This window comes from Allobosea sp. UC22_33 (assembly GCF_042700715.1).
Lineage (GTDB): Bacteria > Pseudomonadota > Alphaproteobacteria > Rhizobiales > Beijerinckiaceae > Allobosea.
Map to the genome: position 1 here is coordinate 2,678,350 of NZ_CP170556.1, position 26,575 is coordinate 2,704,924.

General features: G+C 66.9%; 29 protein-coding genes and 1 pseudogene. 14 read left to right on the forward strand and 16 right to left on the reverse strand.

Going from position 1 to position 26,575, the window contains the following annotated elements:
- Positions 1–10 precede the first annotated feature (10 nt).
- Positions 11–361 carry a HesB/IscA family protein gene (locus ACFJGT_RS12645; protein ID WP_377848841.1) on the forward strand — a complete coding sequence of 117 codons (351 nt, stop codon included), beginning with the start codon at positions 11–13 and terminating at the stop codon, positions 359–361.
- Positions 362–410: 49 nt separating this feature from the next.
- Here the strand turns inward: ACFJGT_RS12645 and ACFJGT_RS12650 are convergent, their stop codons facing one another.
- Together ACFJGT_RS12650 and ACFJGT_RS12655 are read right to left on the reverse strand one after the other, a co-directional pair.
- Entirely contained in the window at positions 411–1,472 is a 1,062-nt protein-coding gene (locus tag ACFJGT_RS12650; protein WP_377848842.1) for an HD-GYP domain-containing protein, read from the reverse strand.
- Between the two features lie 212 nt (positions 1,473–1,684).
- Positions 1,685–2,236 (reverse strand): cold-shock protein, encoded by a 552-nt coding sequence (locus ACFJGT_RS12655; protein ID WP_377848843.1) that lies wholly within the window; start codon positions 2,234–2,236, stop codon positions 1,685–1,687.
- A 267-nt stretch (positions 2,237–2,503) separates the two neighbouring features.
- Here ACFJGT_RS12655 and ACFJGT_RS12660 point away from each other — a divergent pair, with 267 nt between their 5' ends.
- The gene (locus tag ACFJGT_RS12660; RefSeq protein ID WP_377848844.1) at positions 2,504–3,133 is read left to right on the forward strand and encodes a LysE family translocator; all 630 of its coding nucleotides are present in this window, start codon (positions 2,504–2,506) and stop codon (positions 3,131–3,133) included.
- On the opposite strand, the gene ACFJGT_RS12665 is transcribed toward ACFJGT_RS12660, so the two are convergent.
- Complete coding sequence (locus ACFJGT_RS12665) at positions 3,130–3,885, reverse strand: NAD-dependent deacetylase (RefSeq protein ID WP_377848845.1); 756 nt, start codon at positions 3,883–3,885, stop codon at positions 3,130–3,132. The genes ACFJGT_RS12660 and ACFJGT_RS12665 overlap by 4 nt on opposite strands.
- Before the next feature lie 106 nt (positions 3,886–3,991).
- On the opposite strand from ACFJGT_RS12665, the gene ACFJGT_RS12670 reads away from it, so the two are divergent.
- Entirely contained in the window at positions 3,992–5,176 is a 1,185-nt protein-coding gene (locus ACFJGT_RS12670; protein ID WP_377848846.1) for an aminotransferase, read from the forward strand.
- A 129-nt stretch (positions 5,177–5,305) separates the two neighbouring features.
- Here the strand turns inward: ACFJGT_RS12670 and ACFJGT_RS12675 are convergent, their stop codons facing one another.
- Both ACFJGT_RS12675 and ACFJGT_RS12680 read right to left on the reverse strand, forming a co-directional pair.
- Positions 5,306–5,698: a hypothetical protein gene (locus tag ACFJGT_RS12675; RefSeq protein ID WP_377848847.1), complete on the reverse strand. Its 393-nt coding sequence runs from the start codon at positions 5,696–5,698 to the stop codon at positions 5,306–5,308.
- Positions 5,699–5,793: 95 nt separating this feature from the next.
- Positions 5,794–7,323: a UxaA family hydrolase gene (locus ACFJGT_RS12680; protein WP_377848848.1), complete on the reverse strand. Its 1,530-nt coding sequence runs from the start codon at positions 7,321–7,323 to the stop codon at positions 5,794–5,796.
- A 309-nt stretch (positions 7,324–7,632) separates the two neighbouring features.
- Here ACFJGT_RS12680 and ACFJGT_RS12685 point away from each other — a divergent pair, with 309 nt between their 5' ends.
- From ACFJGT_RS12685 to ACFJGT_RS12695, 3 genes are all read left to right on the forward strand, one after another.
- Positions 7,633–8,352 (forward strand): L,D-transpeptidase, encoded by a 720-nt coding sequence (locus ACFJGT_RS12685; RefSeq protein WP_377848849.1) that lies wholly within the window; start codon positions 7,633–7,635, stop codon positions 8,350–8,352.
- A 160-nt stretch (positions 8,353–8,512) separates the two neighbouring features.
- Positions 8,513–9,214, forward strand: coding sequence for a L,D-transpeptidase (locus tag ACFJGT_RS12690; RefSeq protein WP_377848850.1), 702 nt, complete (start codon positions 8,513–8,515; stop codon positions 9,212–9,214).
- Positions 9,215–9,307: 93 nt separating this feature from the next.
- Entirely contained in the window at positions 9,308–9,769 is a 462-nt protein-coding gene (locus tag ACFJGT_RS12695) for a GNAT family N-acetyltransferase (RefSeq protein WP_377848851.1), read from the forward strand.
- Between the two features lie 30 nt (positions 9,770–9,799).
- On the opposite strand, the gene ACFJGT_RS12700 is transcribed toward ACFJGT_RS12695, so the two are convergent.
- The 3 genes from ACFJGT_RS12700 to ACFJGT_RS12710 form a co-directional block, all read right to left on the reverse strand.
- The gene (locus ACFJGT_RS12700) at positions 9,800–10,390 is read right to left on the reverse strand and encodes an SCO family protein (protein WP_377848852.1); all 591 of its coding nucleotides are present in this window, start codon (positions 10,388–10,390) and stop codon (positions 9,800–9,802) included.
- Complete coding sequence (locus ACFJGT_RS12705) at positions 10,384–10,968, reverse strand: methyltransferase family protein (RefSeq protein WP_377848853.1); 585 nt, start codon at positions 10,966–10,968, stop codon at positions 10,384–10,386. Before ACFJGT_RS12705 ends, ACFJGT_RS12700 begins: the two co-directional genes overlap by 7 nt.
- A 211-nt stretch (positions 10,969–11,179) precedes the next feature.
- Positions 11,180–11,536, reverse strand: coding sequence for a phasin family protein (locus ACFJGT_RS12710; protein WP_377848854.1), 357 nt, complete (start codon positions 11,534–11,536; stop codon positions 11,180–11,182).
- Between the two features lie 295 nt (positions 11,537–11,831).
- Between ACFJGT_RS12710 and ACFJGT_RS12715 the strand changes: the two genes are divergently transcribed.
- The gene (locus ACFJGT_RS12715) at positions 11,832–13,478 is read left to right on the forward strand and encodes an SPOR domain-containing protein (protein WP_377848855.1); all 1,647 of its coding nucleotides are present in this window, start codon (positions 11,832–11,834) and stop codon (positions 13,476–13,478) included.
- Between the two features lie 58 nt (positions 13,479–13,536).
- On the opposite strand, the gene ACFJGT_RS12720 is transcribed toward ACFJGT_RS12715, so the two are convergent.
- Together ACFJGT_RS12720 and ACFJGT_RS12725 are read right to left on the reverse strand one after the other, a co-directional pair.
- Positions 13,537–14,256, reverse strand: a complete 720-nt coding sequence (locus ACFJGT_RS12720; protein WP_377848856.1) for a molecular chaperone DnaJ — start codon at positions 14,254–14,256, stop codon at positions 13,537–13,539.
- Positions 14,253–15,005, reverse strand: coding sequence for a VWA domain-containing protein (locus tag ACFJGT_RS12725; RefSeq protein WP_377848857.1), 753 nt, complete (start codon positions 15,003–15,005; stop codon positions 14,253–14,255). Before ACFJGT_RS12725 ends, ACFJGT_RS12720 begins: the two co-directional genes overlap by 4 nt.
- A 93-nt stretch (positions 15,006–15,098) precedes the next feature.
- On the opposite strand from ACFJGT_RS12725, the gene panC reads away from it, so the two are divergent.
- Entirely contained in the window at positions 15,099–15,947 is an 849-nt protein-coding gene (gene panC, locus ACFJGT_RS12730) for a pantoate--beta-alanine ligase (RefSeq protein WP_377848858.1), read from the forward strand.
- A gap of 6 nt (positions 15,948–15,953) precedes the next feature.
- Here panC and ACFJGT_RS12735 read toward each other — a convergent pair whose 3' ends face one another.
- Complete coding sequence (locus ACFJGT_RS12735; RefSeq protein WP_377848859.1) at positions 15,954–16,391, reverse strand: DUF1489 family protein; 438 nt, start codon at positions 16,389–16,391, stop codon at positions 15,954–15,956.
- 66 nt (positions 16,392–16,457) lie between these two features.
- Positions 16,458–16,814, reverse strand: coding sequence for a VOC family protein (locus ACFJGT_RS12740; RefSeq protein ID WP_377848860.1), 357 nt, complete (start codon positions 16,812–16,814; stop codon positions 16,458–16,460).
- 33 nt (positions 16,815–16,847) lie between these two features.
- Between ACFJGT_RS12740 and ACFJGT_RS12745 the strand changes: the two genes are divergently transcribed.
- The 3 genes from ACFJGT_RS12745 to ACFJGT_RS12755 all read left to right on the forward strand — a co-directional run bounded on the left by ACFJGT_RS12745 (position 16,848) and on the right by ACFJGT_RS12755 (position 19,051).
- A complete protein-coding gene (locus ACFJGT_RS12745; RefSeq protein ID WP_377848861.1) occupies positions 16,848–17,615 on the forward strand; it encodes an SDR family oxidoreductase in 768 nt (255 codons plus the stop codon).
- Entirely contained in the window at positions 17,612–18,460 is an 849-nt protein-coding gene (locus tag ACFJGT_RS12750) for an aminoglycoside phosphotransferase family protein (RefSeq protein ID WP_377848862.1), read from the forward strand. Before ACFJGT_RS12745 ends, ACFJGT_RS12750 begins: the two co-directional genes overlap by 4 nt.
- 273 nt (positions 18,461–18,733) lie before the next feature.
- A complete protein-coding gene (locus ACFJGT_RS12755; protein ID WP_377848863.1) occupies positions 18,734–19,051 on the forward strand; it encodes a hypothetical protein in 318 nt (105 codons plus the stop codon).
- A 12-nt stretch (positions 19,052–19,063) separates the two neighbouring features.
- On the opposite strand, the gene ACFJGT_RS12760 is transcribed toward ACFJGT_RS12755, so the two are convergent.
- From ACFJGT_RS12760 to ACFJGT_RS12770, 3 genes and pseudogenes are all read right to left on the reverse strand, one after another.
- Positions 19,064–21,049: a biotin carboxylase N-terminal domain-containing protein gene (locus ACFJGT_RS12760; protein WP_377848864.1), complete on the reverse strand. Its 1,986-nt coding sequence runs from the start codon at positions 21,047–21,049 to the stop codon at positions 19,064–19,066.
- A 31-nt stretch (positions 21,050–21,080) separates the two neighbouring features.
- Positions 21,081–21,749: a cation transporter gene (locus tag ACFJGT_RS12765; protein ID WP_377848865.1), complete on the reverse strand. Its 669-nt coding sequence runs from the start codon at positions 21,747–21,749 to the stop codon at positions 21,081–21,083.
- 193 nt (positions 21,750–21,942) lie between these two features.
- Positions 21,943–22,703 (reverse strand): annotated as a pseudogene (locus ACFJGT_RS12770) (SDR family oxidoreductase).
- A 153-nt stretch (positions 22,704–22,856) separates the two neighbouring features.
- On the opposite strand from ACFJGT_RS12770, the gene ACFJGT_RS12775 reads away from it, so the two are divergent.
- The gene (locus ACFJGT_RS12775) at positions 22,857–23,942 is read left to right on the forward strand and encodes a Kelch repeat-containing protein (protein ID WP_377848866.1); all 1,086 of its coding nucleotides are present in this window, start codon (positions 22,857–22,859) and stop codon (positions 23,940–23,942) included.
- Between the two features lie 9 nt (positions 23,943–23,951).
- On the opposite strand, the gene ACFJGT_RS12780 is transcribed toward ACFJGT_RS12775, so the two are convergent.
- Entirely contained in the window at positions 23,952–24,404 is a 453-nt protein-coding gene (locus tag ACFJGT_RS12780) for a winged helix-turn-helix transcriptional regulator (protein WP_377848867.1), read from the reverse strand.
- A 117-nt stretch (positions 24,405–24,521) separates the two neighbouring features.
- On the opposite strand from ACFJGT_RS12780, the gene ACFJGT_RS12785 reads away from it, so the two are divergent.
- Positions 24,522–25,784, forward strand: a complete 1,263-nt coding sequence (locus ACFJGT_RS12785; protein WP_377848868.1) for an MFS transporter — start codon at positions 24,522–24,524, stop codon at positions 25,782–25,784.
- Positions 25,785–25,884: 100 nt separating this feature from the next.
- Positions 25,885–26,358, forward strand: a complete 474-nt coding sequence (locus tag ACFJGT_RS12790) for a hypothetical protein (protein WP_377848869.1) — start codon at positions 25,885–25,887, stop codon at positions 26,356–26,358.
- Positions 26,359–26,575: the final 217 nt, after the last annotated feature.

Genomic DNA, 26,575 nt, shown 5'->3' on the forward strand with positions numbered 1-26,575 from the left:
GCATCTGCCCATGTCGACCGATCTTGCGGTCAATCCACGCGGCATCGCGGTGACCGCAAATGCCGCGAAACGCATTCTCTCGGTGATGGCGAGCGAAGCGCCGGGCGCGATGCTGCGTGTCAGCGTTGCCGGTGGCGGCTGCTCCGGCTTCCAGTACATCTTCGACATCGATCAGGAAAAAGCTCCGGACGATCTCCTGATCGAGCGCGACGGCGCCAAGGTGCTGATCGACGAGACCTCGCTCGACCTGCTCGAAGGCTGCACGATCGATTTCGTCGACGACCTAATCGGCCAGTCCTTCCGCATCACCAACCCGAACGCGACCAGTTCCTGCGGCTGCGGGACCTCGTTCGCAATCTAAATCTCAAGCGAACCGGCAAACATGCGCTGCCTGAGCGCAGCGTTCGGGCTCAGGCGGCATCCTCGGCCGCACGATGCAGGATGGGCTTGCCATACTGGCCGAGCCGGACGATCGCGGCATCGAGCACGACCTCCCCGAAGACCCTGACGAGATCGCGATCGAGCTTCCCACCCATGGCGACGAGCACCGCATAGGCATCGCCCGGCGGCATCGGCGGCTTGTAGCTGCGCCGCTCGATCAGGGCGGCGTAGACGTCGCAGATGGTGATGATCCGGACGGGATCGGGGATGTCCCCGCCGTTGAGGCCGTGCGGATAGCCCGAGCCGTCGAGATATTCGTGATGCGAGAGCACCGCGGTGAGGACCATCGGCGCGAATCCCCCTTGCGCGACCAGCATGTCGTGGCCGATCCTGGGATGCTCGCGCATGACCTCGCGCTCCTCCGCCGAGAGGCGCGCGGGCTTGCGCAGGATGTCGATGGGAATCCGGGCCTTGCCGATATCGTGCAGGACGGCCGCCTCGACAATCAGCCGCCGGTCGGCCTCGCGGAAGCCGAGCCGATGGGCAAAGGCCGCAGCCAGCCCGGAAACGAGCAGGCAATGCTGGTAGGTGGCATCGTCGTGCCGCCACACCATGTCGAGCCAGGCGTTGAGATCTCCGCCATCGGCGGCGCGATTGAGCGCGGTGACGCTGTCCTCGATCGCCTGCATCGGCAATCCGGCACCGGCCTGGGCAGCTCCCATCAGGTCGGAGAGCCCCGCAGAGGCCGCCACGAAGCGCTGCCCGAGCGCCGCCGCAGCATCGGACTGGCCCGGCGGAGCCAGCAGCAACCCGACCCTGTCGAGCAGCACGGCTGTCGAGACCTCGGCCGGCAGGATATCCGTCGCGCCGAGCGCATTGGCCTGGATCTGGCTGCGGCTCGACATGTCGCGGAGCAGGAAGATGCAATGCGAGCCGGAATGCCGATATGGCGCGAGCGCGGCACGCGCCGCCTCGACGCTCAAGCGTTCGGAGAGATCGAGATCGACGACGAGAAGGCGCGCGCCCGCATGCGCGACACCGCCGCTGGCATCGGGCGACAGCGCCGTGCACGGACCCCATACCGAGAGCATCCGCTGTAGCGCCTGACGGCGCTCGTCGTGATCACTGAGCAGAAGAACGATGACGCGGCCTCCGAAGAAGCCATCATCTCAAAGCCTCGCGGATTGATGAACCGTAAAGCCGATCGCCGGGACACCGGCCTATCGCGAACAAAAAATGGGCAGGAAGGAAATCGCCGAGGCAGGGCCAAGAGATTGCCCGCCGCCTCGCTCTCTGTCGCGTTTTAGTGCGCCGCGGTTGCGGCCACGTCCTGCTCCAGATGAATCTCGGCGGCCATCAGCCCCTTCGGTCCCGGTCCATAGCGCACCAGAACCGTCTGCCCCGGCACCAGCTCGACCAGCCCGTAGCGGCGCAGCGTCTCCATATGCACGAAGATGTCGGGAGCGCCCTCGCCCTTCGAGACGAAGCCGAAGCCGCGCAGGCGGTTGAACCACTTCACCACCATGCGCTCGAGCCCGCTGGTCGGCGACACCGCGACATTGGTGCGCGCCATCGGCATCTCCGACGGATGGCGGCCGGACGTCGTGTCGATCGAGAGCACGCGCACCGCCTGGCGGCCCCGCGCCTTCTCGACCGCCTCGAGCACGATGCGAGCCCCTTCGGCTATCGTGTTGAATCCATCGCGCTTCAGGATCGTGACGTGCAGCAGCACGTCGGCACCGCCCGCTTCCGGGACGACGAAGCCATAACCCTTGGAAACATCGAACCACTTGACGTAGCCGGTGACCTCGACCGGTACTTCCGATGCGTGATCGCTCGGTCCATCGAGTCGCATGACTCGATTGAGTGACTGGATGGGACCCATCGGTGGCCGCCCGCTCTCACCGAATTCGTCGGACATGTCCCGCTCACCCCCACGCGCAACGCTTGATTCGCATCGTCACGATACCATTGCTGCCGATTCAGGATACAGCCCCCAAAAAACCGTCCACATCATCCAGCCGATCCAATGGCCGGGCAGACCGGCCCGTCGACAGGCGCGCTACGGCCGCAGCGTTGCTTGTGGCAGTGTGCCGAAGCTCCTCCTCAGCGGGATTCGCACATGCTCGACCTGTCCACGCTCGCGCTCTTCACCGCCGCGGCGGCGGTCCTCACGGCGACGCCCGGTCCCGACATGCTGCTGATCGCCTCGCGCAGCCTGAGCCAGGGGCGGAGGGCGGGCCTCCTCACCTATGCCGGCATCGCGATCGGCAGCTATCTCCAGGCCTTTGCCGCCGCTTTCGGCCTGTCCCAGCTCTTCCTCCTCGTGCCGACGGCCTATGACGTGCTGCGCTGGGCCGGCGCGGCCTATCTCGCCTACCTCGCCTGGACGACCTTGCGCACGCAGACGCCGCTCTTCGCGCCGGGGCGCGTCGCCGCCGTCCCCTTGCGTCGCATCTTCCTGCAAGGGCTCTGGACCAACCTGCTGAACCCGAAGATGGCGCTGTTCATGCTGGCGCTGCTGCCGCAGTTCCTGAAGCCGGAACTGGGCTCGATCGCGCTTCAGGTCATCGTCCTCGCGACGATCCTGAATGTCATGGGCCTGCTGATGAACGGCATCGTCATCCTCGCCGCGAGCCGCATTGGTCAGGCACTGGCGAACCGGCCGGCCCTCGCCCGCCTCCCGCAACGCTTGATGGGCGCGGTGTTCGGCGGCCTTGCGATCAGGCTGGCGCTGGCCTCGCGCGATTAATGCGGCAAGGCGCCCAGAACCGCGCCGCTCTCGGCACGGATGACGAGATCGGCGATCGGATCGAGCTCGGTCGGCTCGCGGTTGAGGATCACAAGCGTGGCGCGCTGCCGCTTGGCGATCACCGGCAGCGTCGCCGCCGGATAGACCACCAGCGACGAGCCGACGACGAGGAAGAGATCGCATTCCAGCGCCAGCATTTGCGCCCGCTTCATCGCCTCCTGCGGCATCGCCTGGCCGAAGGAGATCGTCGCGGATTTCACCGGGCCGGCGCAGATCATGCACGCTGGCGGCTCGCCGGTCGCCTCGAAGGCCGGCCGGATCGCCGCCAGCTCATGTCGCCAGCCGCAGGTCAGGCAGGTCGCATAGGTGCCGTTGCCATGCAGCTCGATCACCTTGTCCGCGGGCACGCCGGAGGCCTGATGCAGCCCGTCGATGTTCTGCGTGACGATGGCCGGCGAGCGCCCCTCCGCCACCAGTCGAGCCAGCGCCCGATGGCCGCTATTCGGCGCCGCGCCGCGATAATGGTCGTCCATCGTGAACTTGCGGCGCCAGGCCTCGATGCGGACCTCGCGACTCTCGACGAAGGCGTCGTAGGGAATCGGCTTGTTGACCATCCAGGGCGAGCCGGGCGTACGGAAATCCGGCACGCCCGATTCCGTCGAGATGCCGGCACCGGTGAAACTGACGATGCTGTCCGCCCGGTCGAGCAGTTCCTGCAGCGCCGCGATGGCATCCTCGGTCTCGTCCTGCATCCGCCCGTCCCATCGCTGGATTGGAAGTCCTCCAGATATGGCGCGGGTTTGCTGCGCTTCCAAGGCGATTGACGGAAACCTCCGCACGCCGCACATCAGAGACACCATGCCGACAACCGCCAGCGCCCCCCTGAATCCCGATCTCATCGATACCGGCACGCCGCCGATCCCGGAGGCGCAGGGCTGGGCCCGCGCCTATGGCGGCGCCCGCGGCCCGCTGATCGACCTCTCGCAGGCCGTCCCCGGCGCCCCGCCCCCGGCGGCCCTGCTCGATAAGCTTGCTGCTGCCGCGGCCGAGCCCGGCAGCACGCGCTATGGCGGCATCACCGGCGACGCGGCCTTGCGCGAGACCTATGCCGCCGAGATCTCCCGCATCTACGGCACGGCCTTCAAGCCGGCCGAGGTCGCGATCACGTCGGGCTGCAACCAGGCCTATGTCGTCACGATGATGGCGCTGGCACGCGCCGGCGACAACGTGCTGCTGCCGACGCCCTGGTATTTCAACCACGAGATGACGCTGACCATGCTCGGCGTCGAGGCGCGCCCGCTGCCCTGCGCGCCGGAAGCCGGTTTCGTGCCGGATGCCGCGACCGCCGAGGCGCTGATCGACGAGCGCACCCGCGCCATCGTGCTCGTCACGCCCAACAACCCGACTGGCGCGGTCTATCCGCCGCAGACGGTCGCCGCCTTCGCCGCGCTCTGCGCGAGGCGCGGCATCTGGCTGGTGCTGGACGAGACCTATCGCGATTTTCTGCCTGCCGATGCTGCGAGGCCGCATGAAGTCTTCGCGACAACAAGCTGGCAGGATTCGGTGATCGGCCTCTACAGCTTCTCGAAGGCCTATGCGATTCCGGGCTGGCGCCTCGGCGCGATCACGGCCGGGGAGCCGGCGCTCGCCCAGATCGGCAAAGTGCTCGACTGTGTCCAGATCAGCCCGGTTCGGGCCGGCCAGGCGGCCGTGACCTGGGGCATCGACGGCATTCGCGACTGGCGCGAGCGCAACCGCGCCGAGATCAACGCCCGCGCCGATCTCTTCCGCAAGGCGATGGCGCCGCTCAACGGCTGGCGCGTGCTCTCGGCCGGGGCTTATTTCGCCTATGTCGCCCACCCGTTCGCGGGCGTGAAGGCGGCCGAGGTGGCGCGCCGCCTCGTCGAGGATTGCGGCGTGCTCGCACTGCCCGGCCCCTATTTCGGCCCCGGACAGGAGAACCACCTGCGCATCGCCATCGCCAATGTCGCGGCGGACAGGATCGAAGGTTTGCGCGAGCGGCTGACCGGTTTTTCGCTCTGACCGGCGGCTGGCCTCACGTCATGCTCGCCCTTATGGCGAGCATCCACGTCTTGAACGCCGCCCGCGCTGAAGGAAGATATGGATGGTCGGGACAAGCCCGACCATGACGCGAGAGCGAACCGATGATTGTCAGCGGAACATCTCCGCGTAGCGGTCGCGATAGGCCCAGACCAGCATCGAGCCCAGCACGACGAGGATCACCGCGACCGGCAGGCCCTGCGGGTTGATCGTGGCATGGAACAGCACGATCACTGCCATGACCGGGGCGATCAGCGCGAGACCGAAGGCCGGCACGACATTCGAGATCAGGCTGAGCGCCCCGGTGAGGTTCACAGCCTTGATGAAAGGCCAGATGAAACCTGAATCCTGCAGGGCCGTCTCGAAGACCACGCCACGCGGGCTGGTCGGCGGATGGATCAGGTTCGCGCCGGTGGCGAGCCACCAGAAGCCGTCGACGGCGCTGATCAGGAAGATAACCCCGAGCAGGACGCGCGGGACGGTGACGAGGAAGAAGGTCTTCATGGAGATCCGAGCCGACAAATGAATGGCCCCGGCAGCGCCGGAGCCATCCTTGGTCGCCTCAGTGGTGCGCCGGGTTCAACCGTCCCGCCAAAAAACTACATCGTGGCGCCGATCTGCCAGGGCACGTACTCCGCATCGCCATAGCCGAGCTGCTCGGACTTGCTTCGCTCGCCGGAGGCGATCCTCAGGAGCGTCTCGAAGATCTCGCGCCCCTTCGCTTCCAGCGAAACGCCGTCGAGCACGTCGCCACAATTGATGTCCATGTCGTCGATCATGCGCTCGTAGATCGGCGTGTTGGTGGCGAGCTTCACCGAAGGCGTCGGCTTGCAGCCATAGGCCGAGCCGCGCCCGGTGGTGAAGGCGAGGATATTGGCGCCGCCGGCCACCTGCCCGGTCGCCGCGACCGGATCGTAGCCGGGCGTGTCCATGTAGACGAAGCCCTTCGCCTTCACCGGCTCGGCATAATGGTAGACCGCCGAGAGCGTCTTGGTGCCGCCCTTGGCCGCCGCGCCCAGCGACTTCTCGAGGATGGTGGTCAAGCCCCCCGCCTTGTTCCCCGGTGAGGGATTGTTGTTCATGTCCATCCGGGCGCGGGCGGTGTAATCCTCCCACCACTTGATGATGCCGACGAGCTTCTCGCCGACCTCGCGGGTGGCGGCGCGGCGCGTCAGCAGATGCTCGGCACCGTAGATCTCCGGCGTTTCGGAGAGGATCGCCGTGCCGCCATGCTCCACGAGGATGTCGACGGCCACGCCCAGCGCCGGGTTGGCGGTGATGCCGGAATAGCCGTCCGAGCCGCCGCATTGCAGCGCCAGCATCAGTTCGGAAGCCGGCACGGTCTCGCGCACCGCCTTGTTGGCGATCGGCAGCATCATCTTCAGCGCATCGATGCCGGCGGCGACGGCTTTCTTCGTGCCGCCGGTCTCCTGGATCGTCAGCGTGCGGAAGACGTCGCTCTCGGTAACGCCATAGGCTTCCTTCATGCGGCTGATCTGGAAGCCCTCGCAGCCGAGACCGACGACGAGCACCGCCGCCATGTTCGGATTGCAGGCATAGCCCCAGGTCGTGCGCTTCAGCACCTCGAAGCTCTCGCCATTGTAGTCGATGCCGCAGCCGGTGCCGTGGGTCAGCGCGATCACCCCGTCGACATTGGGATAATCGGCGAGCAGCCCGGAGCGCTTCACCTCCTCGGCCATGAAGCGCGCGGCCGAGGCCGAGCAGTTCACCGAGGTCAGGATTCCCACATAGTTGCGCGTGCCGGCCTTGCCGTTAGCGCGGCGGAAGCCCTCGAAGGTCGCCTGCTGCTCGATCGGCAGAACGAATTCGCGCTTGGCCTCCTGCGCGAAGGCATAATCGCGGTCGAAGGCATGGAAGCCGGTATTGTGCTCGTGCACCCAGTCGCCCGGCACGATGTCGGCCGTCGCGAAACCGATGATCTGGCCGAACTTGCGGATCGGCTGGTCCTTGGCGATCGGCACGATCGCCATCTTGTGCCCGCGCGGGATGCGCTTGAGTGCCTCCACCCCGGCCGCGGTTACGCCGAGATCCACGGGATCGACGGCGACGACGACATTGTCGGCGGCATTGAGCTTGAGCGTTCGGGGCGGCGCGGACTTGTCGAGCATGACGGGAACCGAAATCTCCGGGCGCCGCGACGGCGGCGCTCAGCCCTTAGAGATGCGCCCATCCGCGCCTGTTTTCAATCGGTTCAAATGAGGAAGCGGTCATGCATGGTCGCGGCACCGACGGCAGGGGAGCGCCGCGATCGGCCGACGGATCACCACGCCGATGATCGACCGAACGCAATCGCGATGGGAATTGACGCCGGCGCGAACGGGCCTTTCCAGAGCGTAAACAAGCCGCGGTCCACCGGTTCACCCAACAGTAACCACCTAAGCGGATGTATCTCCTCAGGACTGCCCGAGAGATACCCGATGCTGACGCGCCGATCATTTACGTTTCCTGCCCTCTCCGTAGCGGCGGCAGGCCTGGCCGGGTGCGGATCGCGCAGCATCGTCGCGCTGCCCGAGTTCGGCACCAGCCCGATCGCCCCCAAGCCGCAGGGCCTCGTTACGCGCACCTTGGCACGGCCGAACTATGCCGAGGTCTATGCCGAATACCCCGGTGAACGCTTTCCAATCCTGGCCATCGACTACCAGCGGATCGATTCCCGCTATCTCCGGCAGACGGTCGAGTTTCCGCGCGACGAGAAGCCGGGCTCGATCGTGGTCGACCCCGCCGGTTATCATCTCTATTTCGTGGAATCCCCGCGCGTCGCGACGCGCTACGGCGTCGGCGTCGGGCGCGAGGGCTTCGGCTGGTCGGGCGCGGCCCGGATCAACATGAAGCGCGACTGGGCCGACTGGGTCCCGCCGCCGGAGATGATCGCGCGCGATCCCGCGATCAGGGCCCAGCTCGAGCAGACCCCGCGCGGGCTCGGCGTGCGCGGCGGCTCGAAAAGCCCGCTCGGCGCCCGTACCCTCTATCTCTTCGGCGAGGGCCGGGACCTCGGCTATCGCATCCACGGCACATTCGAGCCCTATACGGTCGGCACGAATGTCTCGTCCGGCTGCATCCGCATGATCAACCAGGATATCGCCCATCTCTATGCGCGCGTATCGCTCGGCACCCCGGTGACGGTGCTGCCGGTTTGAGCCGGATATCCCTTCTTCGCCACAGGCTAGCCAGCCCGCGGCCGAGACAAACCTTGCCAGCCGGACGGAGAGACGGCAATCTCCGCCCGGCTAAGACGTTCAACGACTGCACACCGGCAACCGCTCTCGCCCGGCAGCAGGACATGGGAAATCCCGGATCATGATCATCGATGGTAGGAATGCCGGTGCCGGCGCGATGGCTTCGCTGGAACGCCGGCCGGGCCTTGTCGACCGCCGCTCGTTTCTGGTCGGCTCCGCCGTCAGCCTCGGCGCGCTGGGGCTCGGCGGCTGCGCTGCGACCGACGGCATGAGCCTCGCCGAGGCGCAGCAGGTCTACGGGCCGGTGCCCGACAAGAAATTCGCGATTCCCGCTGCCGACGTCACCAAGGTCGATCGGAAATACTGGCGCCGCACCGTCCGCTACGAGACCAAGGAAGCGCCGGGCACCATCATCGTCGACCCCGCCAATTACTATGTCTATCGCATCGAGGGCGATGGCAATGCCACCCGCTACGGCGCCAATGTCGGCCGCGACGGCTTCCGCTGGAACGGCGACGCTTATGTCGGGCGGAAGTCGGAATGGGCGACCTGGACCCCGCCGCCGGAAATGATCAAGCGCCAGCCCGAAGCCGCCAAATACGCGCGCGGCATGCCGGGCGGCCTCGACAATCCGCTCGGTGCCCGCACGCTGCATCTCTACCAGAATGGCCGCTATACGCTCTACACGATCTACGCATCGAGCGACGAGGAATCGATCGGCTCCGGGATCACCAGCGGCTGCGTCGGCCTGCTGAGCCAGGACATGATCGATCTCTACGACCAGACGCCGGTGAAGACGAAGGTCGTCGTCCTCCCGGCCTGAAGCCGGAGCCCTCGACCCGGTCCCGCCTTGTTGAGAACCCCGGCCCCCGGCCGGGGTTTTTCATGAGCGACGGGATCGTTTATTCCTGTCGGCATGACCGAACTCGTCATTCGCGCCGCCGAACAGGCCGACCTGCCTGCGCTGCAGGACCTCTATCGCCATCTCCTCCCGGAGGATGAGCGCTGCCCGGACGACAAGGCGGCGAAGATCCTGGACAAGCTCCAGCTTTTTGAAGGCAGCGCCGTCCTGATCGGTCTCCTCGGCACCGAGCTTGTCGCCAGCTGCACCGTGATCGTCATTCCGAACCTGACGCGGGGCGGCACGCCCTATGCGCTGATCGAGAATGTCGTTACCGACGCCGGCCAGCGGAACAAGGGGCTGGGAAAGGCGATCCTGAAGGCCGCGACCGATCGCGCCTGGGCCGCCGGATGCTACAAGGCGATGCTGATGACGGGTTCGAAGAAGCCGTCCACGCTGGCGTTTTACGAGGCGGCGGGTTTCGCGCAATCCAAGACCGGCTTCCAGGCCAGACGGCTTCCGGTCCGCACCGAGTAAGCGCAGCCGCGCGCAATCCTTCGCGTGCCCTCAGCGCAGAAGCATCCGCAGCTTCGCCAGCGCCGATGAATCGGCCTCGTGGTAGTCGATCATCGTGCGGAAGGCGCCCTCGCCGGTCATCAGATAGACATTGGCCGTGTGATCCATGGTGTAGCCGCCGTCGACGGGCACCTGCTTCGCATAGGCCTTGAAGGTTCCGAGCACCGCATCGACCTGCGCTTGCGAGCCGGTGAGACCGGTCACGCCCGGGTCGAAGGATTGCAGATAGAGCGCGAGCTGTGCGGGCGTATCGCGCTCCGGGTCGACCGTGATCAGCAGGATCTTCAACCTTGCCGCCTCCGTGCCCAGCTGCCGGGTCAGGCCGCCCAGCCTTAGGAGCGTGGTCGGGCAGACCTCGGGGCAATGGGTGAAACCGAAGAACACGGCGAGCGGGCTGCCGCGGAAATCGGCATCGGTCACGGCCTTGCCGGTATGGTCGATCAGCGAGAACCGACCGCCGATCGCAACCGGCTGCTCCGTCCGCGGCCGATCCGACATCCACCAGCCCATCAGGATCGACGTGGAGACGAAGCCGACGATCAGAACAAGCGTCCAGGCTCCATAGCGCACGAGCTTCAGCATGACCGGCCGATCCAGCGGCTCACCCGGCGCTGATAGGCCAGATAGGGCGCACCAAGATCGCGGCGCAGCACGGCTTCCTCGATCCGGACCTGCAAGGGTATTGCGACGAGCACCGCGAGCGCGAGCGCCAGCTCGACCAAACCCGGCCGGACAAGGAACAGGCCGGCGAAAAGCAGCGCCTGACCGATGAAGGCCGGATTCCGCGAGAATGCGAAGGGACCGCTATCGACGATCGCCCCGACCTCGCCCTCGGCTGCGCCGATGCGCCAGGACCGCCCCATATGGAGCTGGGCCCAGAGCGCCAGCACCGCGCCGATAATCACGAGCATGAGGCCGGGAACACCGGACAGCATGCCGAACGGCGCCTCACCGCCCAGCCAAGCGCGAACAGGCGGCCAGAGCACGCTTCCGGCAAAGCCGAGTTTGAACAGGAGCGCAGGCAGGTGCTGCGATCGGCCGCCGCGCGTGAAGATCCAGACGGGCTGGCCGCTCGCACGCGCCTGCTTCAGCGACAGAAACAGGAAGGCTCCGACATAGCCCAGCGTGACCAGATAGGCGGCAATCTCTGTCCTGGACAAAACACGGTCTCCGGCTCACGGCAGCAGCGGGACCTCTCGTCTACAAGCTGAAGCCACTGGAGCTTCAAGCCCCAATCGGAAGCGGAGCTCAATGGCGCCCTGTGCCGCAGGCTCATGCTCCGCCCAACGAAAAACCCCGGCCTTTCGGCCGGGGTTCGCAAACGCAACTGAACTCACTGAGCCTTGGCAGCCTTTCGGCCGCCGGCCGAAATCACGCCTTGGGGGCGGTCGGGACGGCCGAAGCGGCCTTCGCGACGATGCCCTCGAACGGCTTGTAGGCGTCCTTGGCGAGAGCGGTGTAGAGCTCGCCCATCTTGGTGAGCTGGGCGACGGCGCCCTCGAACGAGGTCTTGATGAAGTCGGCCTGGATCTCCAGGGCCTTGTCGAAGGTCTTCACGCCAGCGAGCTTCTCGAGCGTGGCGGTGCTAGCCTCGAAGGACTTCTTGGCATAATCGGTGGTCTCGACGGCGATCGCCTGGACGCTCTTCGAGGTGGTGCCGAAAGCCTTCAGAGCGGCGTCGACATTGTCCTTGGAAGCCTTCTGGATGGTCTCGAACTGCTGGATCATGGGTCGTCTCCTGGCACTCTGCGGTGCCGCCTTAGGTGATGGGCCGAGCCGGCCCGTTATGTCGCCCCAAGGTCGTGTGACCGTGATCACCACCGGGGACTGACCGCATATTGTGCATTGCAACATGAATGTCAAGAGAACGCTGCAATGCACCAAACGCAGATCGTTCCATTGGCAACCGTTCAAGTTTTAACGGCTCCGTAACCGCATCCGCCTAACCTCTCGAACTGTGTCCCCTGCGCCACGATGAGCCAGGCGCGGGATCGGCCCACGGTTGTGTTTTCGAGGCGGGTTCATGTTGTCTGGTTGCGTTGGGTTGCGGCGGTCGCGTCTGCGAACCGTTGCGGGTCTGATCGGTGTCGTCGCCGTTGCGGCCACGATCGCTTCCTCTCCTGCCGAGGCGCGCAAGCGCCGTCACGCGGGCGGTGGCGGCTATACCCCCCCTTATGCCGCGATGGTGGTCGATGCGAAGACCGGCCGCACGCTGCACGCAGTGAACGAGGATGCGGCGCGCATCCCGGCCTCGCTGACCAAGGTCATGACGCTCTACATGCTCTTCGAGCAGATGGAGCGCGGCCGCTTCACCATGGATTCCGAGCTCAAGGTCTCGTCCTATGCGGCCTCGCAGCCGCCGACCAAGCTTGGCCTGCGCGCCGGCTCGACCATCGCGGTCGAGGACGCCATCAAGAGCATGATCACGCTTTCGGCCAACGACTCCTCCGTCGTCGTCGCCGAGAACATCGCCGGGTCCGAGGAGGCCTTCGCCGAGCAGATGACGCGCCGGGCGCGCGCACTCGGCATGGGCTCGACCCGCTTCTACAATCCGCACGGCCTGCCGCATTCCCCGCCGAACATCACGACGGCGCGCGACCTCACCATTCTCGCCCGCGCCATCCAGGAGCGCTTCCCGAAATACTACCCGCTGTTCTCGATGCGCGCCTTCCAGTACGGCAGCCGCACGATCCGCGGGCATAACCGCCTGCTCGGCAAGGTCGAGGGCGTGGACGGCATCAAGACCGGCTACACCCGCGCCTCCGGCTTCAACCTGATGACCTCGGCCAAGGCGGAAGGCCGGCATGTCGTCTCGATCGTGCTCGGCGGCCGTTCCGGCGCCTCGCGCGACAAGATCATGACGGATCTCGTGCTCGCCAGCCTGCCCCGCGCCTCGACCAGCGGCCGCTCCTCGGTGATGGTCGCCGAGGCCCCGGAGCCGGAGGAGCGTCCGCGCGCGATCCAGCAGGTCGCCGCGGCCGAGCCCGCCCCGATCCCGGTGCCGCGTCCGCGCCAGCAGCCGCAGGTCGAGGAGCAGCCGCTTCCGGCCGCCGCCCGCGCCTATGCCCCGATGCCGACCACCACCCCGATCGCGCCGCCGCGCCCGATCGCCGTCGCCGGTGGCCAGCCACTGCAGATTTCCGGCATGCGCCCGGTCGCCGCGACGACGACGCCCTCGGCCATGCGCTGGTCGATCGGTGCCCAGCCGGCCGATGCCAAGGTCCTGCGCCCGCCGGCGAATGTCGACGTCACCTCCTCGATCGCCAAGGTGCCCGAGCCCGCCGCCGAGCCGGTGAAGCTCGCCGAAGCCAGGATCGACGTTCCCGCCGCCCCGGTCGCCCGCAAGGTCGAAGCCGCTCCCGCCAAGGTTCAGGTTCAGGAGCCGGCCCCGGTCATGACGCACCAGGCCGCGATCGTCGCCTCCGGCAAATGGGTGATCCAGCTCGGCGCCACCGATGACGAAGGCAAGGCCAAGGAAATCCTGGCCCGCGCCAAGGCCAAGGCCTCGACCTCGCTCGCCAGCGCATCGGCCTTCACCGAGAAGGTCGCGAAGGGCGGCTCCACCCTCTTCCGCGCCCGATTCGCCGGTTTCGACGACTCGAAGGACGCGCAGAACGCCTGCAACCAACTGAAGCGCGGCGGTTTCTCCTGCTTCGCGACGCGTAGCTGACCAGGGACCCGGGAAAGGAGTTCACGACATGTCGCAGACCCACTCCCCGACCCCTTCGCTAGCGCTGCTTCAGAAGGACGTCCTTGGCCTGGTTGACGCGAGCGGCAAGGCCGCTGGTGCCCCCGGCATCCGGGTGGATGCGCTTCATCAGGGCCCGGTGGGCTTCGCGGACCGCCTCCTCGCCCGCCCCCGATTGAAGCCCCAGGATATCGTAGGCCTCCTGCTGCGTCATCGCGCCCGCGCCCGCCGCGCCGCGCTGCCCCGCGTCGCCATCACGCTGAGCGTCTTCACGCCAGCCGGGCGACCGGCGGTCGAGATATGCCTCTAGCAGGCGCGCTCCGTCCGGATCGCGCGTGAGGCAGTCGCGCATCAGCGCGGAAAGCTCGGACATATCGAGGCTGTCGAGCGCCCGCCCCGCATAGGGGCCGGCAGTGACGCTGCCGGCCATCGCGCCGCTGTCATGGTCGAGCTCCATCTCCAGCAGCGCGGACTTGACCTTCGAGGTCGCGCCCGGCGTCGGGCCGGCGCGATCGGCCCAGGGAAAGCGGATGCCGCCCGGCCCGGTCGCGCTCCAGCCGAGCAGCCAGGCGCCGACGCCGCCGAGGAAGATCGCCATGTCCATCCGGCCGCGCACCATCAGGAGCCCGGCGACACCGAGTGCGGCGACGCCACCGCCGGTCTTCGCCAATCGCGCCAGCACTTTGGGGTTGGCCCCGGCAAAAAGCTTCGCCAGCCACCAGACCAGGATCAGCACGGCAACGCCGTAAAGCAGGCTCACCGGCCTCCTCCATCCATCGCAGCGATCAACCCTTTCACAGCAGGCGTCGAACCCGCCAAACGCAGCATCGCCTCGCGCCCGCCGGCCGCGTAGGCCGCCGCGCCGCGCAGGAGGTCGAGCAGGGAACCCGGCGCATTCACGTCGAAGCGGGCATGGGCACCGCCGGTCAGGCGGGCGATCGTCGCGAACGCCGCGCTCGCCGCCGGATCATGCCCCTCCTGGAAGACGAAGCCACGGATGCCGCGCAGACCGAGCTCGCCGGCAAGCGCTGATAACGCGTCGACATCCTCCTCCATCGCATCGCCGACATAGACGAAGGCGCGTACCGATACGGATTTCGCCTCATCCCGGACATGGCGCAGCACGCGGGCGATCTGGGTCTGACCGCCCTCGCAGGCAATCTTGCGCATCAAACCGGTCAGGCGCGCGGGCTCGCCGACCCAGCCGGAAGCGCGGCACTCGCCGATCCCCCTGAAATAGACGAGCTGCACCGCAAGCCCGCCGCCGGATTCTGATGTCTTCGAAGCGACATCGAACATCCGGGCCTGCAGCGAGCAGGCGAGATCCCATGTGGGTTGGCGGCTCATCGTAGCGTCGAGCGCGAACACGAGCCGACCCGCCTGCCCCGTCGCCAAGGGCGCGAGCTGCTTCGCCGCGCCGAGAAAGCGGTCGATCTCGCCCGGCTGCGAATGCGTAACCGGTGCGGTCGCGCCCGCCTTGCCGACAGCCTGGTCCCTCTTCTCGCTCATCGACCCCTTCGATCCGCCTGAATCATCTCTCGGTCCTGATATTGGCCATGGCGCCGGCATTTGCTACCCGTGCGCCGAACGGAGGGCGCGCCAGTGGCCGGGATCACGGTTTTCGAGACGGTTGCCGCGATGCGCGAGGCCGTGGCCGGCTGGCATGCCGCCGGAGAGAAGGTCGCGCTGGTGCCGACCATGGGCGCGCTGCATGAGGGCCATATCGCGCTGGTCAGCGAAGGCCAGCGCCATGCGCGGCGGGTGATCGTCACGATCTTCGTCAACCCGACCCAGTTCGCCCCGCATGAGGACTTCAAGAAATACCCGCGCACCTTCGACGACGACTGCGCCAAGCTCGTCGCGGCGGGCGCCGACGCGGTGTTCTTCCCCTCCGTCGAGGAAATGTACCCGGCCGGCTTCGCCACGCGCGTGCTGCTGCTCGGCCCGGCCGCCGTCGGATTGGAGGACCGTTTTCGCCCGACGCATTTCGAGGGCGTCGCGACGATCTGCTGCAAGCTCTTCACCCAATCGCGCGCCGATTACGCGATCTTCGGCGAGAAGGACTACCAGCAGCTCAAGGTCGTGACCCGCATGGCCGCCGACCTGGACCTCGGCATCAAGATCGTCCCGCTGGCGACGATCCGTGAGGCGGACGGCCTCGCCATGTCCTCGCGCAACCGCTACCTCTCGGCCGAGCACCGGGCGCTGGCGCCCCTGCTCCAGCGCGTGATGCAGGACCTCGCCGCCCGAATCCGCAACCGCGATGACCTGTTCAAGGCGGTCGCCGATGCGCAGAACGAGATCATCACGGCCGGCTTCGAGCTCGACTATCTGGAAGCGCGCCATGTCGAGACGCTGGCGCCGGTCGCCTCGCTGGCGGATGGCCCGATCCGCCTGATCCTCGCGGCGCGCATCGGCAGCACGCGGCTGCTCGACAATATTCCGGTGTGAGGCTGCCTACAGCAGCCCCAGCCCCGCCAGTTCGCGCCGCAGTTCCTCGGGCATCTCGCCGAGATCGCCGCCATGCTCGGAAAGGTCTCGCGGGGCGTCCTTCACCTGCAGGTAGCGCCAGCCCTGGAAGGGCCGGAACGGCCGCGGCTCGACCGGCACAACGATCGGCTCCATCACCAGATGGCAGCGGCCGATGCCCTCACCATCGGTGAAGGGGCGGATATCGGTCAGGCGCTGGCGCGCCGAAATCTGGCCCTTGATCACCCAGTAGAGCGAGCCGCCGTCGAGGATCTCCTCGACCTTCTTCGGCACCATGCGCGTCGTGTGCAATTGCTCCGCCGGCTCGCCGCGGGCACGCCGCTGTGCCTGGCGCTCAGTGATCCAGTTTTCGAGATCGCTGATCGATTCGGCGCCGACGCAGAGCTTGAGCAGATGAAGGGGCATGGCTGCAAAATAGGCCCGTGCAAACCGCCAAGCCAGCCTCCGCCGCGCTTCTCCACAGCCCGGCTGTCAGTCCCGATGCGCCAGCACGTTGACGAGCCGCCCGAACGGATCGCGCAGGAAGAAGCGCCTCACGCCCCAGGGCTCGTCGGCCGGGCCGTAGAGGACCGCATGACCGGCAGCCTGCGCCCGTTCAAGCACCGCATCGAGATCGTCGACCTCGATCGAGAGATCGGGCACCGGCGCACCGGAACCGCCCTCGCTGGCGAAGCTCAGTTGCGGCCCGCCCGGCACGACTTCAGCGGCATAGGTCTGAATCCAGCCATGATCCATGACGAGGGTGAGGCCGAAGAGATCGCCATAGAACGCTTGCGCGAGCCCCGGCTCCGCGGTTGCGATAGTCGCGACGATTCGCTTCACGATCATTCCGACCTCCCGAACCAGACACGGACGCTCCCTATGCGCGGACTAGCAGGCAAGGTCATCCTCGTCACCGGCTCCTCGACCGGCATAGGCTTTGCGATGGCCGAGCGCCTCGTCGCAGAGGGCGCAAAGGTTCTGATCCACGGCCGCGACGCAGCCGAAGTCGACGCGGCCGTCGCCAAGCTCGGCACGGCGACGGCCGGCGCGACCGGGGACCTCGCCGAGCCCGCCACGGCGCAGGCCATCGTCGACGCCACGCTCGCGGCTTTCGGCCGCATCGACGGGCTCGTCAACAATGCCGGCATCTATCCGCGCGGCATCCTCGGCGAAACCACCGCCGCCTTCTTCGACCACATGTTCGCGATCAACACCCGCGCTCCGCTGCTCTGCGCCGAGGCCGCGATCCGCGCCTTCCGGGCGCAGAAGTCGCCGGGGGCGATCGTGACGGTCGGCTCGATCAACGCCTATTGCGGCCTCTCGAACCTCACGGTCTATTCGATGTCGAAGGGGGCGCTGATGACGATGACGCGCAACCTCGCCAATACGCTCGGCCCCGAGCGCATCCGCGCCAACCAGCTCAATGTCGGCTGGACCTGGACCGCCAACGAGGACGCGACCCAGCAGCGCGAGGGCCGCAAGCCCGGCTGGCAGAACCATCTCCCCCTGCGCGACGCCCCGACTGGCCGGATCATGCAGCCCGAGGAGATCGCCGCCCACACCGCCTTCTGGCTCTCGGAGGACAGCGCCCCGGTTTCCGGCCAGATCTATGAGGCCGAGCAATTCCCCGTCATCGGCCGCGGATGAGCCGGATTTACGGGACGGTCTTCGAACCCTGGCTCAGCCGCTGGGGCCTCGTCGCGGATGGCGAGCCGATCAGGACCCATGCGAGCCATCTGCTGCCCGTGCTGCAAGGCGGGGCGCCGGCCATGCTGAAGCTGCCCGAGGTCGAGGACGAGCGGAGCGGCTACCTGCCGCTCGAATACTGGAACGGCGACGGCGCCGCACGCCTGCTCGCCCGCAGCGAGAATGGCGAGGCGATGCTGATCGAGCGCGCCACAGGCCGACGCTCGCTCGCTGCTATGGCCCGCAGCGGGGCGACGGGCGACGACGAAGCCACCACGATCCTCTGCGATGCCATCGCGGCGCTTCAGAAGCCGCGCGGCCCGGCTCCCGACGGGCTGATCCCGCTCGACATCTGGTTCAAGGACCTGTTTCCGGCGGCGGTCCGACATGGCGGCCTGCTTGCACGCGCAGCGGCGGAAGCCAGCATGCTCCTGCCGGCACAGCAGGAGATTCTGCCGCTCCATGCCGACCTGCATCACAACAACGTCCTCGATTTCGAGGACCGCGGCTGGCTCGCGATCGATCCGAAATCCGTGATCGGCGACCGCGCCTTCGAGTACACGATCCTGTTCTGCGACCCCGATCTCGCCGACCCTGAGCCGCCGGTCGCCGTCGCGCCGGGCGCCTTCGAGCGACGGCTGGAGATCGTGCTGGCGAAATCGGGACTGGAGCGGGAGCGCCTGCTGCGCTGGATCATCGCCTGGTGCGGGTTGTCGGCCAGTTGGTTCCTTGAGGATGAAGACCCGCTGGCGGAAATTAATCTCGCCGTCGCGGGGCGGGCGATCGCGGCCCTGGATGCGCCCTAAGGGGCACGGCCTGCCGTCATTCTCGGGCGAAGCGAAGCGCAGACCCGAGAATCTTGTGACGAGAAGGCACTGGTTTCCGAGATGCTTGTGTCAAGCCCGAGCACGACGACGACACCTTGAATCAGAACCTCAGCAGCCACCCGCAAACGACTGCATTGATTCGAACAATCACCGCCCTGAAAGGTAGCGCCAACTGCCGGGAACTACGCTTCACGACAGTTGACGTAACGTCCGCGCAAAATAGAATGCGAGCATAACCGATGGGAGGCATCGATGCGTACGGTCATGCTGGCGGCAACCGCCCTCATCAGCTTGTTCGACGCCGCCAACGCTCAGGACAAGCCTGTGCCGAAAGCTGAGCTTCAGAAATTGATCGCCGGACGAACCATCACGGCCGGAGGCTCATTGAGTTTCGGCGCAGACGGCCGCTACAGCTACAATGGCGGCAGCCCCGGCACGTATCGGGTCGACAATGGCCGCATCTGCGTCGATTTCGACAACGGCCGGGCCCGATGCGACAAGATCGTCAAGGATGCTGGAAACTATTACCTGATTACCGCCAAGGGTGATCGCTTCCAGTTCAAGCGCTGACGATCTCCCGCCTCACTCTCCCAGCACGACGACCTTCGCGCCCTCCGCGACCTGCCCGCCCGGCTCGCCGACGACCTCGCTGACCGTGCCATCGCGCGGAGCGGTCAGGACGTGCTCCATCTTCATCGCCTCGACGATGGCGAGACGCTGGCCTTTGGTCACGGCCTCGCCCGGCGCGACGAAGAGCGCAACGAGCTTGCCATGCATCGGCGCCTTAACCACGCCGCCGGAGCCGGCCGCGGCGTCGAGATCGACGCTGAACGGATCGAACAGCGAGACGGCCGTCTGCCGGCCGCGATGCAGCGCGAACCAGATGCCGCCCTCGCCCTCAGCCAGCGCGATCTCGTGCTCGCCTTCGCCGATCTCGTGGCCGGGCAGGCTGACGCGGGCATCGTCGCCATGCCATTCGATCCGGGCGTCGATACGCTCGCCATCGACCGTCAGCGGCAGCCCCAACGGCTGGCGCGGCATCAGCGAGAAGGCGTCGGGATCGAGCCAGGGGGAACGGGATTCGCCCTCCGCCCGGCCCGCCGCTGCGATCATGCCCGCCGCCTGCCGCTCTTCCTCGAGCTGCAAGGCGGCGGCCGCCACAGCCGCGGCATCGAGCGGCTGCGGCTCGGCGCCGAGCGCGCTGATATGGCGATCGATGAAACCCGTATCGAACGGCCCCTTCCGGAAGCCCTCCGCCTCGGTCAGCTTCTTCAGGAAAGCGAGATTGGTGCGCGGGCCGGCGACCACCGTCTCACCCAGCGCGGCACCCAGCCGGTCGAGCGCTTCGTCTCGCGTCGTGCCATGGGCGATCACCTTGGCGATCATCGGGTCGTAGAACGGCGTCACCGTATCGCCGGCCTCGACGCCGGTATCGATGCGGATGCCCTCGCCCTCCGGGAATTGCAGCGCCCAGAGCTTGCCGGTCGAAGGCAGGAAGCCCTTCTCCGGGTCCTCGGCATAAAGCCGCGCCTCGACGGCATGGCCCTTGGCTGAGACATCCGCCTGCGTGAAGCCGAACGGCTCGCCGGCCGCGACCTTCAACTGCAATTCGACGAGATCGAGCCCGGTGATCGCCTCCGTCACGGGATGCTCGACCTGAAGCCGCGTGTTCATCTCCATGAACCAGAAGCCGTCGGCCTTCAGCCCGTCGCGCCCGTCCGCGATGAACTCGACCGTGCCGGCCCCGACATAGCCGACCGCCTTGGCGGCCTCGGTCGCGGCCTTGCCCATGGCGGCGCGGACCTCGGCGCTCATGCCCGGCGCCGGCGCCTCCTCGATCACCTTCTGGTGGCGGCGTTGCAAGGAGCAGTCGCGCTCGTAGAGATGCACGACATTGCCGTGGCTGTCGCCGAAGACCTGGATTTCGACATGGCGCGGCGAGAGCACATATTTCTCGACCAGCACGCGCGCGTCGCCGAAGGCGTTCTGCCCCTCGCGCTGGGCGCTGGTGAGCGCATCGTCGAAATCCTCGGGCCGGTCGACCTTCTTCATGCCCTTGCCGCCGCCGCCCGCGACTGCCTTGATTAGCACGGGATAGCCGATGCGCCGTGCTTCCGAGCGGAGGAAATCGGCGCCTTGCTCGGCACCGTGATAGCCGGGCACCACAGGCACGCTCGCCTTCTCGACCAGCGCCTTGGCGGCATCCTTCAGGCCCATCGCCCGGATGGCCGAGGCCGGCGGGCCGACGAAGACGATGCCGGCCGCCGCGCAGGCATCGGCGAAATCGGCATTCTCGGAGAGGAAGCCATAGCCCGGATGGATACAGGCGGCGCCTGCCTCCTTCGCGACGGCGAGGATCTTGTTCGCGTCGAGATAGCTTTCGCGGGCCGGGGCCGGACCGATCGGGTAGGCCTCGTCGGCCATCTGCACGAACAGCGCCTCGGCATCGGCCTCCGAATAGACGGCGATGGTGCGCAGGCCGAGCCGCCGGGCGGTGCGGATCACGCGGCAGGCGATCTCGCCGCGATTGGCGATCAGGATGGAGGGCAGCTTGGCGGCGATCGTCATGGCGGCGGCATCCTCAGAAGACGTGCCGCCTTTATAGCCCGCCCGCGGCGTCTGTCTGCGCCTTGTTGCGCAAACCGGTTTGCGATGGTTCCGAAGCCACGCTCCGCCGCAGCGAGCGCCAGATCGCCAATGTCGCCTGGAAGCAGATGCCGGCGACGACGAGGTCGAACAGATATTCCGGCCAGCGCACCGGCGCGACGCGGGCGGCGAGCCCGACCAGCGCGAAGCCGGTCGTCGAGATCGTGTCGTTGCGGCTCGACAGCCAGGTAGCCTTGATCACCGGGTTCTGCTCGCGCCGGAAGCGCCAGAGCGCGCCGACGACGAGGAAGGCGATCACGATGGCGCTCGCCGCCGCGAAGCCCAGCGTCCAGATTTCGATCGGCCGCGGCCGGACGATCTTGTCCCAGAGATCGTAGAGCGTGTGCAGGCCTGCGACGGCCATGACCGCACCGATCGCGACGGCCGCGAGCCGCTCGATCCGCGCATCGCGGCCGAAGACGACCGCCGCAATGCCGTAGAGCGCGACGTCATAGACCCAGTCGACGCCATCCTTGAAGAGCTGGGCATTGCCGATGGAGAGCGCCCAAGCGACCGTCGCCACCGCCTGGATCAGGATACCGAGCGCAATGGCCCAGATGGTGAGCGTATAGGCGCGGGCGACAGCAGGGCTCGATGCCGAGCCTTCTCCGCCCCCCGCCATGGTCGGATTTGTCCCGACCATCCATGTCCTGGTCCGCTGTGACCACCCTCGCCCCTGTCATCCCGGACTAGCCGCGTCAGCGGCGCCGATCCGGGATCCATGCCTGAACCGTTCCGGCATGGACCCCAAGTCTACGCTGCGCTGCGCCCGGGATGACTGGCAAGGGGGAAGGCTAACGAAAGGAGCGGTTCAATTACCCGCGCCCGACGAGGGGGGCCTTGGTCGCCATCACCGTGACGAACAGCACGTTCGCCTCCAGCGGCAGGCCGGCCATGTGCAGCACGGTCGTCGCGACATGGTCGACATCCATCACCGGCTCGACCTTGATCGACCCGTCCGCCTGCGGCACGCCGGTCGTCATCTTCTTGGCCATCTCGGTCAGCGCATTGCCGATGTCGACCTGGCCGACGGCGATGTCGTATTTGCGCCCGTCGAGCGCGGCGGTCTTGGTCAGGCCCGAGATCGCGTGCTTCGTCGCGGTGTAGGCGACGGAGTTCGGCCGCGGCGCATGGGCCGAGATCGAGCCATTGTTGATGATGCGCCCGCCCTGCGGCTGCTGCTCCTTCATCGCCCTGAAGGCGGCCTGGGTGCAGAGGAACGGCCCGGTCAGGTTGGTGTCGACCACCTTCTGCCAGTCCTCCAGCGACAGGTCCTCCAGCAGCACGCCGCCCGGCGCGTTGACGCCAGCATTGTTGAAGAGCACGTCGACCCGGCCAAAGGCCTCCTTCGTCCTGGCGAACAGGTTCTCGACCGAGGCCTTGTCGGTGACATCGGTCGGCACCGCCAGCGCGCGGCCCTTGTCGACGGCGGAGAGCGCGATCGTCTCCTCCAGTGCATCCGCCCGGCGGCCGGCCAGCACGGTGCGATAGCCGTCTTTCAGGAAGGCGATGGCGACCGAGCGCCCACGCCCGAGCCGGCGCCGGTGATGATCGCGACCTTGTTATGCCCAGACATGCGTTTCCCCGTGTTTCCCTAGACCTAAATCGTTTGAGATGGCGCCCGACCATAACGGGCGAAACCGCCCAGGGGAACCATGCGACGGCCGGCACACCATGCGCTTGCCGCCCGCCGGCTCTGCCCTATCGTTGTATTCGGGAGGACGACGCAATGACCAGCCTCAACCGCCGCCGCCTGCTCGCCGCCGGTGCCGCCGCATTGGCCGGCCCGGCGCTTGCCCAGCAGCAGGGCCACGAGCATCACGGCCCGCAATATGAGCGCCTGAGCCAGCCCGGCCGGATCGAGAAGCCACAATTGGCGGCAGCGCAGAACGTCTTCGATTCGCCCGCGCCGAAAGCCGCCAGCCCCGGCCGCTGGAGCGCCAAAGCGCCCTTGCCGCTGCCGCGCTCGGAGATGGCCTGGGCAACCGCCTTCGAGGACCGGATGCATGTCGTCGGCGGCTATGGCGAGCAGCGCACGGACCGGCCCTATCACCATGTCTATGACGGCAAGGCCGACAAATGGAGCGACGGCGCCCCCCTGCCTCAGGGCGCCAACCATGTTGGCGTCGCCTTCCTCGGCGGCAAGCTCTATGCCATCGGCGGCTTTCTGGAGCAGAACCGCAAACCGCATCCGCGCTGCTTCACCTATGATCCCAGGGCCGATCGCTGGGCCGAGATCGCAGCCCTCCCCCGTGCCGCCGGCTCGACCGCCGTCGTCGGCCTCGGCGGCGTGCTGCATGTCGTCGGCGGCGCGATCGGCGAGACCACCGAGACCAAGCGCTCGATCGACTGGCACCTCGTCTATGATCCGAAAACCGACCGCTGGAGCGAGCGCACGCCGATGCCCACCGCCCGCGACCACACCGGCACGCTCGCCATCGGCAACCTGATCCATGTCATCGGCGGGCGCGTCGACTCCTTCCACACCAACTCGAACCTGCACCATTCCTACGATTCGGCCGCGGATAAATGGACGATGCGTACGCCGATGCCGACGGGCCGCTCCGGCCATGGCGCCGTGCTCTATCGCGGCAAGGTCTTCGTGATGGGCGGGGAAGGCACCAACCGCGTCTTCGGCCAGATGGAAGCCTATGACCCGGCGACCGACGGCTGGGAGCAATACGCGCCGATGCTGACGCCCCGCCATGGGCTCGGCGCCGCGCTGGTCGGCGATGCGATCCATGTCGCCGGCGGCGGCCCGGTCATGGGCGGCGGCGTGCAGAGCGCCGTGCACGAGGCATTTTCGCTGGGCTGATTCCGGCGCTCAATCCAGCTCGGGAACCTTCAGGATCACCGCCTGATCCGGCCCGATCGCGCGGCCGTCCTCCGTCCTGACATCGAGGCGCACCGACAGTCCGGTCTCGCGCTCGACCAGTTGCGAACGCTCCTCCTCCGGCGCGAAGAGATGACGTTCGCCGAATTGCCGCAGCGCGACCATGACGGGGAAGAGATCCTTCCCCACCTCCGTCAGGCGATACTGCATGCGCGCGCCGCCGTCGCCGACGGGCACGGTCTCCAGAATACCGTTCTCCACCAGCGTCTTGAGCCTGTCGGTCAGGATGTTCTTGGCGATCCCGAGGCTCTTCTGGAACTCGCCGAAGCGGGTCATCCCATCGAAAGCGTCGCGGACGATCAAGAGCGACCACCAGTCGCCGATCACATCGAGGGAGCGCGCGCTCGGGCAATAATCGCCCTTGAGGCTCGTGCGGGCGACCATCAGCGCGGCCGTCGCCGGTCTCTCGTCGGGGGCGGCATTTTTGGTTGCATGATAAAACCTATACCGTTACTGCTGACACTGGTTTCATTATAAAACCAAACCGCCCCGGAGTCTGCAATGAGATTGATCCAGGACGCGGCGCCTCCGGCGCCCGCGAACGAGCATGCACGCCTACGAGACCCAGCGACACCCGCTCTGAACAACCGGACAATCCTGCTGTTCGCCGTCGCCAGCGGGCTTGCGGTGGCGAATGCCTATTTCGCCCATCCCTTGCTCGACGTGATGGCCGATGATCTCGGCCTGTCGCGCATCGTCGCGGGGTTGATCGTCGGGGCAACGCAACTCGGCTACGGACTCGGCCTGCTGCTCCTCGTCCCACTGGGCGACCTGTTCGACCGGCGCAAGCTCATCGTCGGGCAATCCCTTTTGTCCGTGCTGGCTCTTGCCTGCGTCGGCTTTTCGCAATCGGCAGCGATGCTGCTCGGCGCGATGGCTGCAGTCGGGCTTCTGGCGGTCGTGACACAGGCCCTTGTCGCCTATGCCGCAAGCCTCGCGCGTCCGTCCGAGAGAGGCCATGTCGTCGGCATCGTCACCAGCGGCATCGTCATCGGCATCCTGCTGGCGCGAACCGTCGCCGGCGCCTTGACCGATCTCTCCGGCTGGCGAACCGTCTATTTCGCCTCAGCTCTTCTGACGATCGTGATCGCATTCCTGCTCTGGAAGGCATTGCCAAGGCAGGAGCGAAGCGCCACCGGCCTCTCTTATGGACGCCTGATCGCCTCGCTGGTCACGCTGATCGTCGAGGAGCCGGTGCTGCTTATCCGCGGCATCATCGCCATGCTGATCTTCGCGAATATCACGACGCTGCTCACGCCCCTCGTCCTGCCGTTGAGCGCACCGCCCTTCTCCTTCTCCCATACGCAGATCGGCCTGTTCGGCCTCGCCGGCGTGGCAGGCGCGCTGGGCGCCACCCGCGCCGGACGATGGACCGACCGGGGTCATGGTCAACGCACGACCGGCATCGCACTCGGGTTGATGCTGTTGTCCTGGCTGATGATCGCGCAACTGCACCACTCGATTCTCTGGCTGATCACCGGCGTGCTGATCATCGATTTCGGGCTTCAGGCCGTCCATGTCACCAATCAGGCGATGATCTACCGGGTCAGGCCCGAGGCGCAGAGCCGCCTGACGGCGGCTTATATGGTCTTCTATTCCATCGGCAGCGCAGTGGGTTCATCTCTATCGACCGTCGCCTATGCTCATGCCGGCTGGCCGGGCGTCTGCATCCTCGGCGCGGCGATCAGCCTGGTCACGCTGCTGTTCTGGGCGATCACCTTCAAAGCCATGCCGAAAGGCGCCTCCGCGCCGCTCGGCGCCTGATCGCGGGACGGGGGTCAGGAGGAGGCACTGCAGGTTCCAGATCGACAGGCACGGCGGATAATGTCCTGATGCAACAACCGTCCCACGGAGATCGTCCGCATTGCTTCGTTCATTGCTGATCGCGTTCGCGCTGCTGATGGCGCCCCCGACCCTGCGCGCCCAGGAACCGATCGTCGCGCTGGTCGGTATCAGTTCCGCGCCGATCCAGCTCACGGCGCAATCGCTCGCTGCTCTGCCCGCCGCCGAGCGCGACGTGACTTTCGAGACCTCCAAAGGGCCGGCGACACGACGTTACAAGGGCGTGCTGCTCTGGGATGTCCTTCAGGCCAACAAGGCGCTGGACGGCCTGAAGCCCGTCGAGCAATTGAAGAAGACCTTCTTGGTCAGCGCGAAGGACGGCTACCAGATCGCCTTCTCAATCGGCGAGATCCATCCCGATTTCGGCAACTTGCCGCTGATTCTCGTCACGGCAGTGGACGGCAAGCCGCTCGACGGTGGGTGGCGCCTCGCCGCGCCCGGCGACAAGCGCGGCGCGCGGGCCGTCTACGAGGTCGTGAAGATCGAGCTGCGCTGAGAGCGGGCGCGCCGCTCCCTCCATCGACGCCCGCGCGCCCGCCGCAGCGCGAGGTCATGATCCGCACGCGGCGCCGGCGGCTGTAACAACCCTGTCATGGCAGCCCGCTAATCAACTGCGTCCCCTTTTCAAATCGTACTAAACAAGATGTTAGCCACATATGACGGCGATTAACGCCACTGTGGACTTAGCGCTTTCAATAGCTTGGAATAAAAAA

Excerpts from the sequence above, each read along its gene's own strand:
- ACFJGT_RS12670 (WP_377848846.1), top strand. The coding sequence starts at position 3,992 with ATGCCGACAACCGCCAGCGCCCCCCTGAATCCCGATCTCATCGATACC.
- ACFJGT_RS12695 (WP_377848851.1), top strand. The coding sequence starts at position 9,308 with ATGACCGAACTCGTCATTCGCGCCGCCGAACAGGCCGACCTGCCTGCG.
- ACFJGT_RS12680 (WP_377848848.1), bottom strand. The coding sequence starts at position 7,323 with ATGCTCGACAAGTCCGCGCCGCCCCGAACGCTCAAGCTCAATGCCGCC.
- ACFJGT_RS12685 (WP_377848849.1), top strand. The coding sequence starts at position 7,633 with ATGCTGACGCGCCGATCATTTACGTTTCCTGCCCTCTCCGTAGCGGCG.
- ACFJGT_RS12735 (WP_377848859.1), bottom strand. The coding sequence starts at position 16,391 with ATGCCCCTTCATCTGCTCAAGCTCTGCGTCGGCGCCGAATCGATCAGC.
- ACFJGT_RS12715 (WP_377848855.1), top strand. The coding sequence starts at position 11,832 with ATGTTGTCTGGTTGCGTTGGGTTGCGGCGGTCGCGTCTGCGAACCGTT.
- ACFJGT_RS12655 (WP_377848843.1), bottom strand. The coding sequence starts at position 2,236 with ATGCGACTCGATGGACCGAGCGATCACGCATCGGAAGTACCGGTCGAG.
- ACFJGT_RS12750 (WP_377848862.1), top strand. The coding sequence starts at position 17,612 with ATGAGCCGGATTTACGGGACGGTCTTCGAACCCTGGCTCAGCCGCTGG.
- ACFJGT_RS12660 (WP_377848844.1), top strand. The coding sequence starts at position 2,504 with ATGCTCGACCTGTCCACGCTCGCGCTCTTCACCGCCGCGGCGGCGGTC.
- ACFJGT_RS12780 (WP_377848867.1), bottom strand. The coding sequence starts at position 24,404 with ATGGTCGCCCGCACGAGCCTCAAGGGCGATTATTGCCCGAGCGCGCGC.
- ACFJGT_RS12700 (WP_377848852.1), bottom strand. The coding sequence starts at position 10,390 with ATGCTGAAGCTCGTGCGCTATGGAGCCTGGACGCTTGTTCTGATCGTC.
- ACFJGT_RS12755 (WP_377848863.1), top strand. The coding sequence starts at position 18,734 with ATGCGTACGGTCATGCTGGCGGCAACCGCCCTCATCAGCTTGTTCGAC.
- ACFJGT_RS12745 (WP_377848861.1), top strand. The coding sequence starts at position 16,848 with ATGCGCGGACTAGCAGGCAAGGTCATCCTCGTCACCGGCTCCTCGACC.
- ACFJGT_RS12690 (WP_377848850.1), top strand. The coding sequence starts at position 8,513 with ATGATCATCGATGGTAGGAATGCCGGTGCCGGCGCGATGGCTTCGCTG.
- ACFJGT_RS12710 (WP_377848854.1), bottom strand. The coding sequence starts at position 11,536 with ATGATCCAGCAGTTCGAGACCATCCAGAAGGCTTCCAAGGACAATGTC.
- ACFJGT_RS12650 (WP_377848842.1), bottom strand. The coding sequence starts at position 1,472 with ATGCTCTCGGTATGGGGTCCGTGCACGGCGCTGTCGCCCGATGCCAGC.
- ACFJGT_RS12765 (WP_377848865.1), bottom strand. The coding sequence starts at position 21,749 with ATGGCGGGGGGCGGAGAAGGCTCGGCATCGAGCCCTGCTGTCGCCCGC.
- ACFJGT_RS12785 (WP_377848868.1), top strand. The coding sequence starts at position 24,522 with ATGAGATTGATCCAGGACGCGGCGCCTCCGGCGCCCGCGAACGAGCAT.
- ACFJGT_RS12675 (WP_377848847.1), bottom strand. The coding sequence starts at position 5,698 with ATGAAGACCTTCTTCCTCGTCACCGTCCCGCGCGTCCTGCTCGGGGTT.
- ACFJGT_RS12760 (WP_377848864.1), bottom strand. The coding sequence starts at position 21,049 with ATGACGATCGCCGCCAAGCTGCCCTCCATCCTGATCGCCAATCGCGGC.
- ACFJGT_RS12665 (WP_377848845.1), bottom strand. The coding sequence starts at position 3,885 with ATGCAGGACGAGACCGAGGATGCCATCGCGGCGCTGCAGGAACTGCTC.
- ACFJGT_RS12645 (WP_377848841.1), top strand. The coding sequence starts at position 11 with ATGTCGACCGATCTTGCGGTCAATCCACGCGGCATCGCGGTGACCGCA.
- ACFJGT_RS12775 (WP_377848866.1), top strand. The coding sequence starts at position 22,857 with ATGACCAGCCTCAACCGCCGCCGCCTGCTCGCCGCCGGTGCCGCCGCA.
- ACFJGT_RS12740 (WP_377848860.1), bottom strand. The coding sequence starts at position 16,814 with ATGATCGTGAAGCGAATCGTCGCGACTATCGCAACCGCGGAGCCGGGG.
- ACFJGT_RS12725 (WP_377848857.1), bottom strand. The coding sequence starts at position 15,005 with ATGAGCGAGAAGAGGGACCAGGCTGTCGGCAAGGCGGGCGCGACCGCA.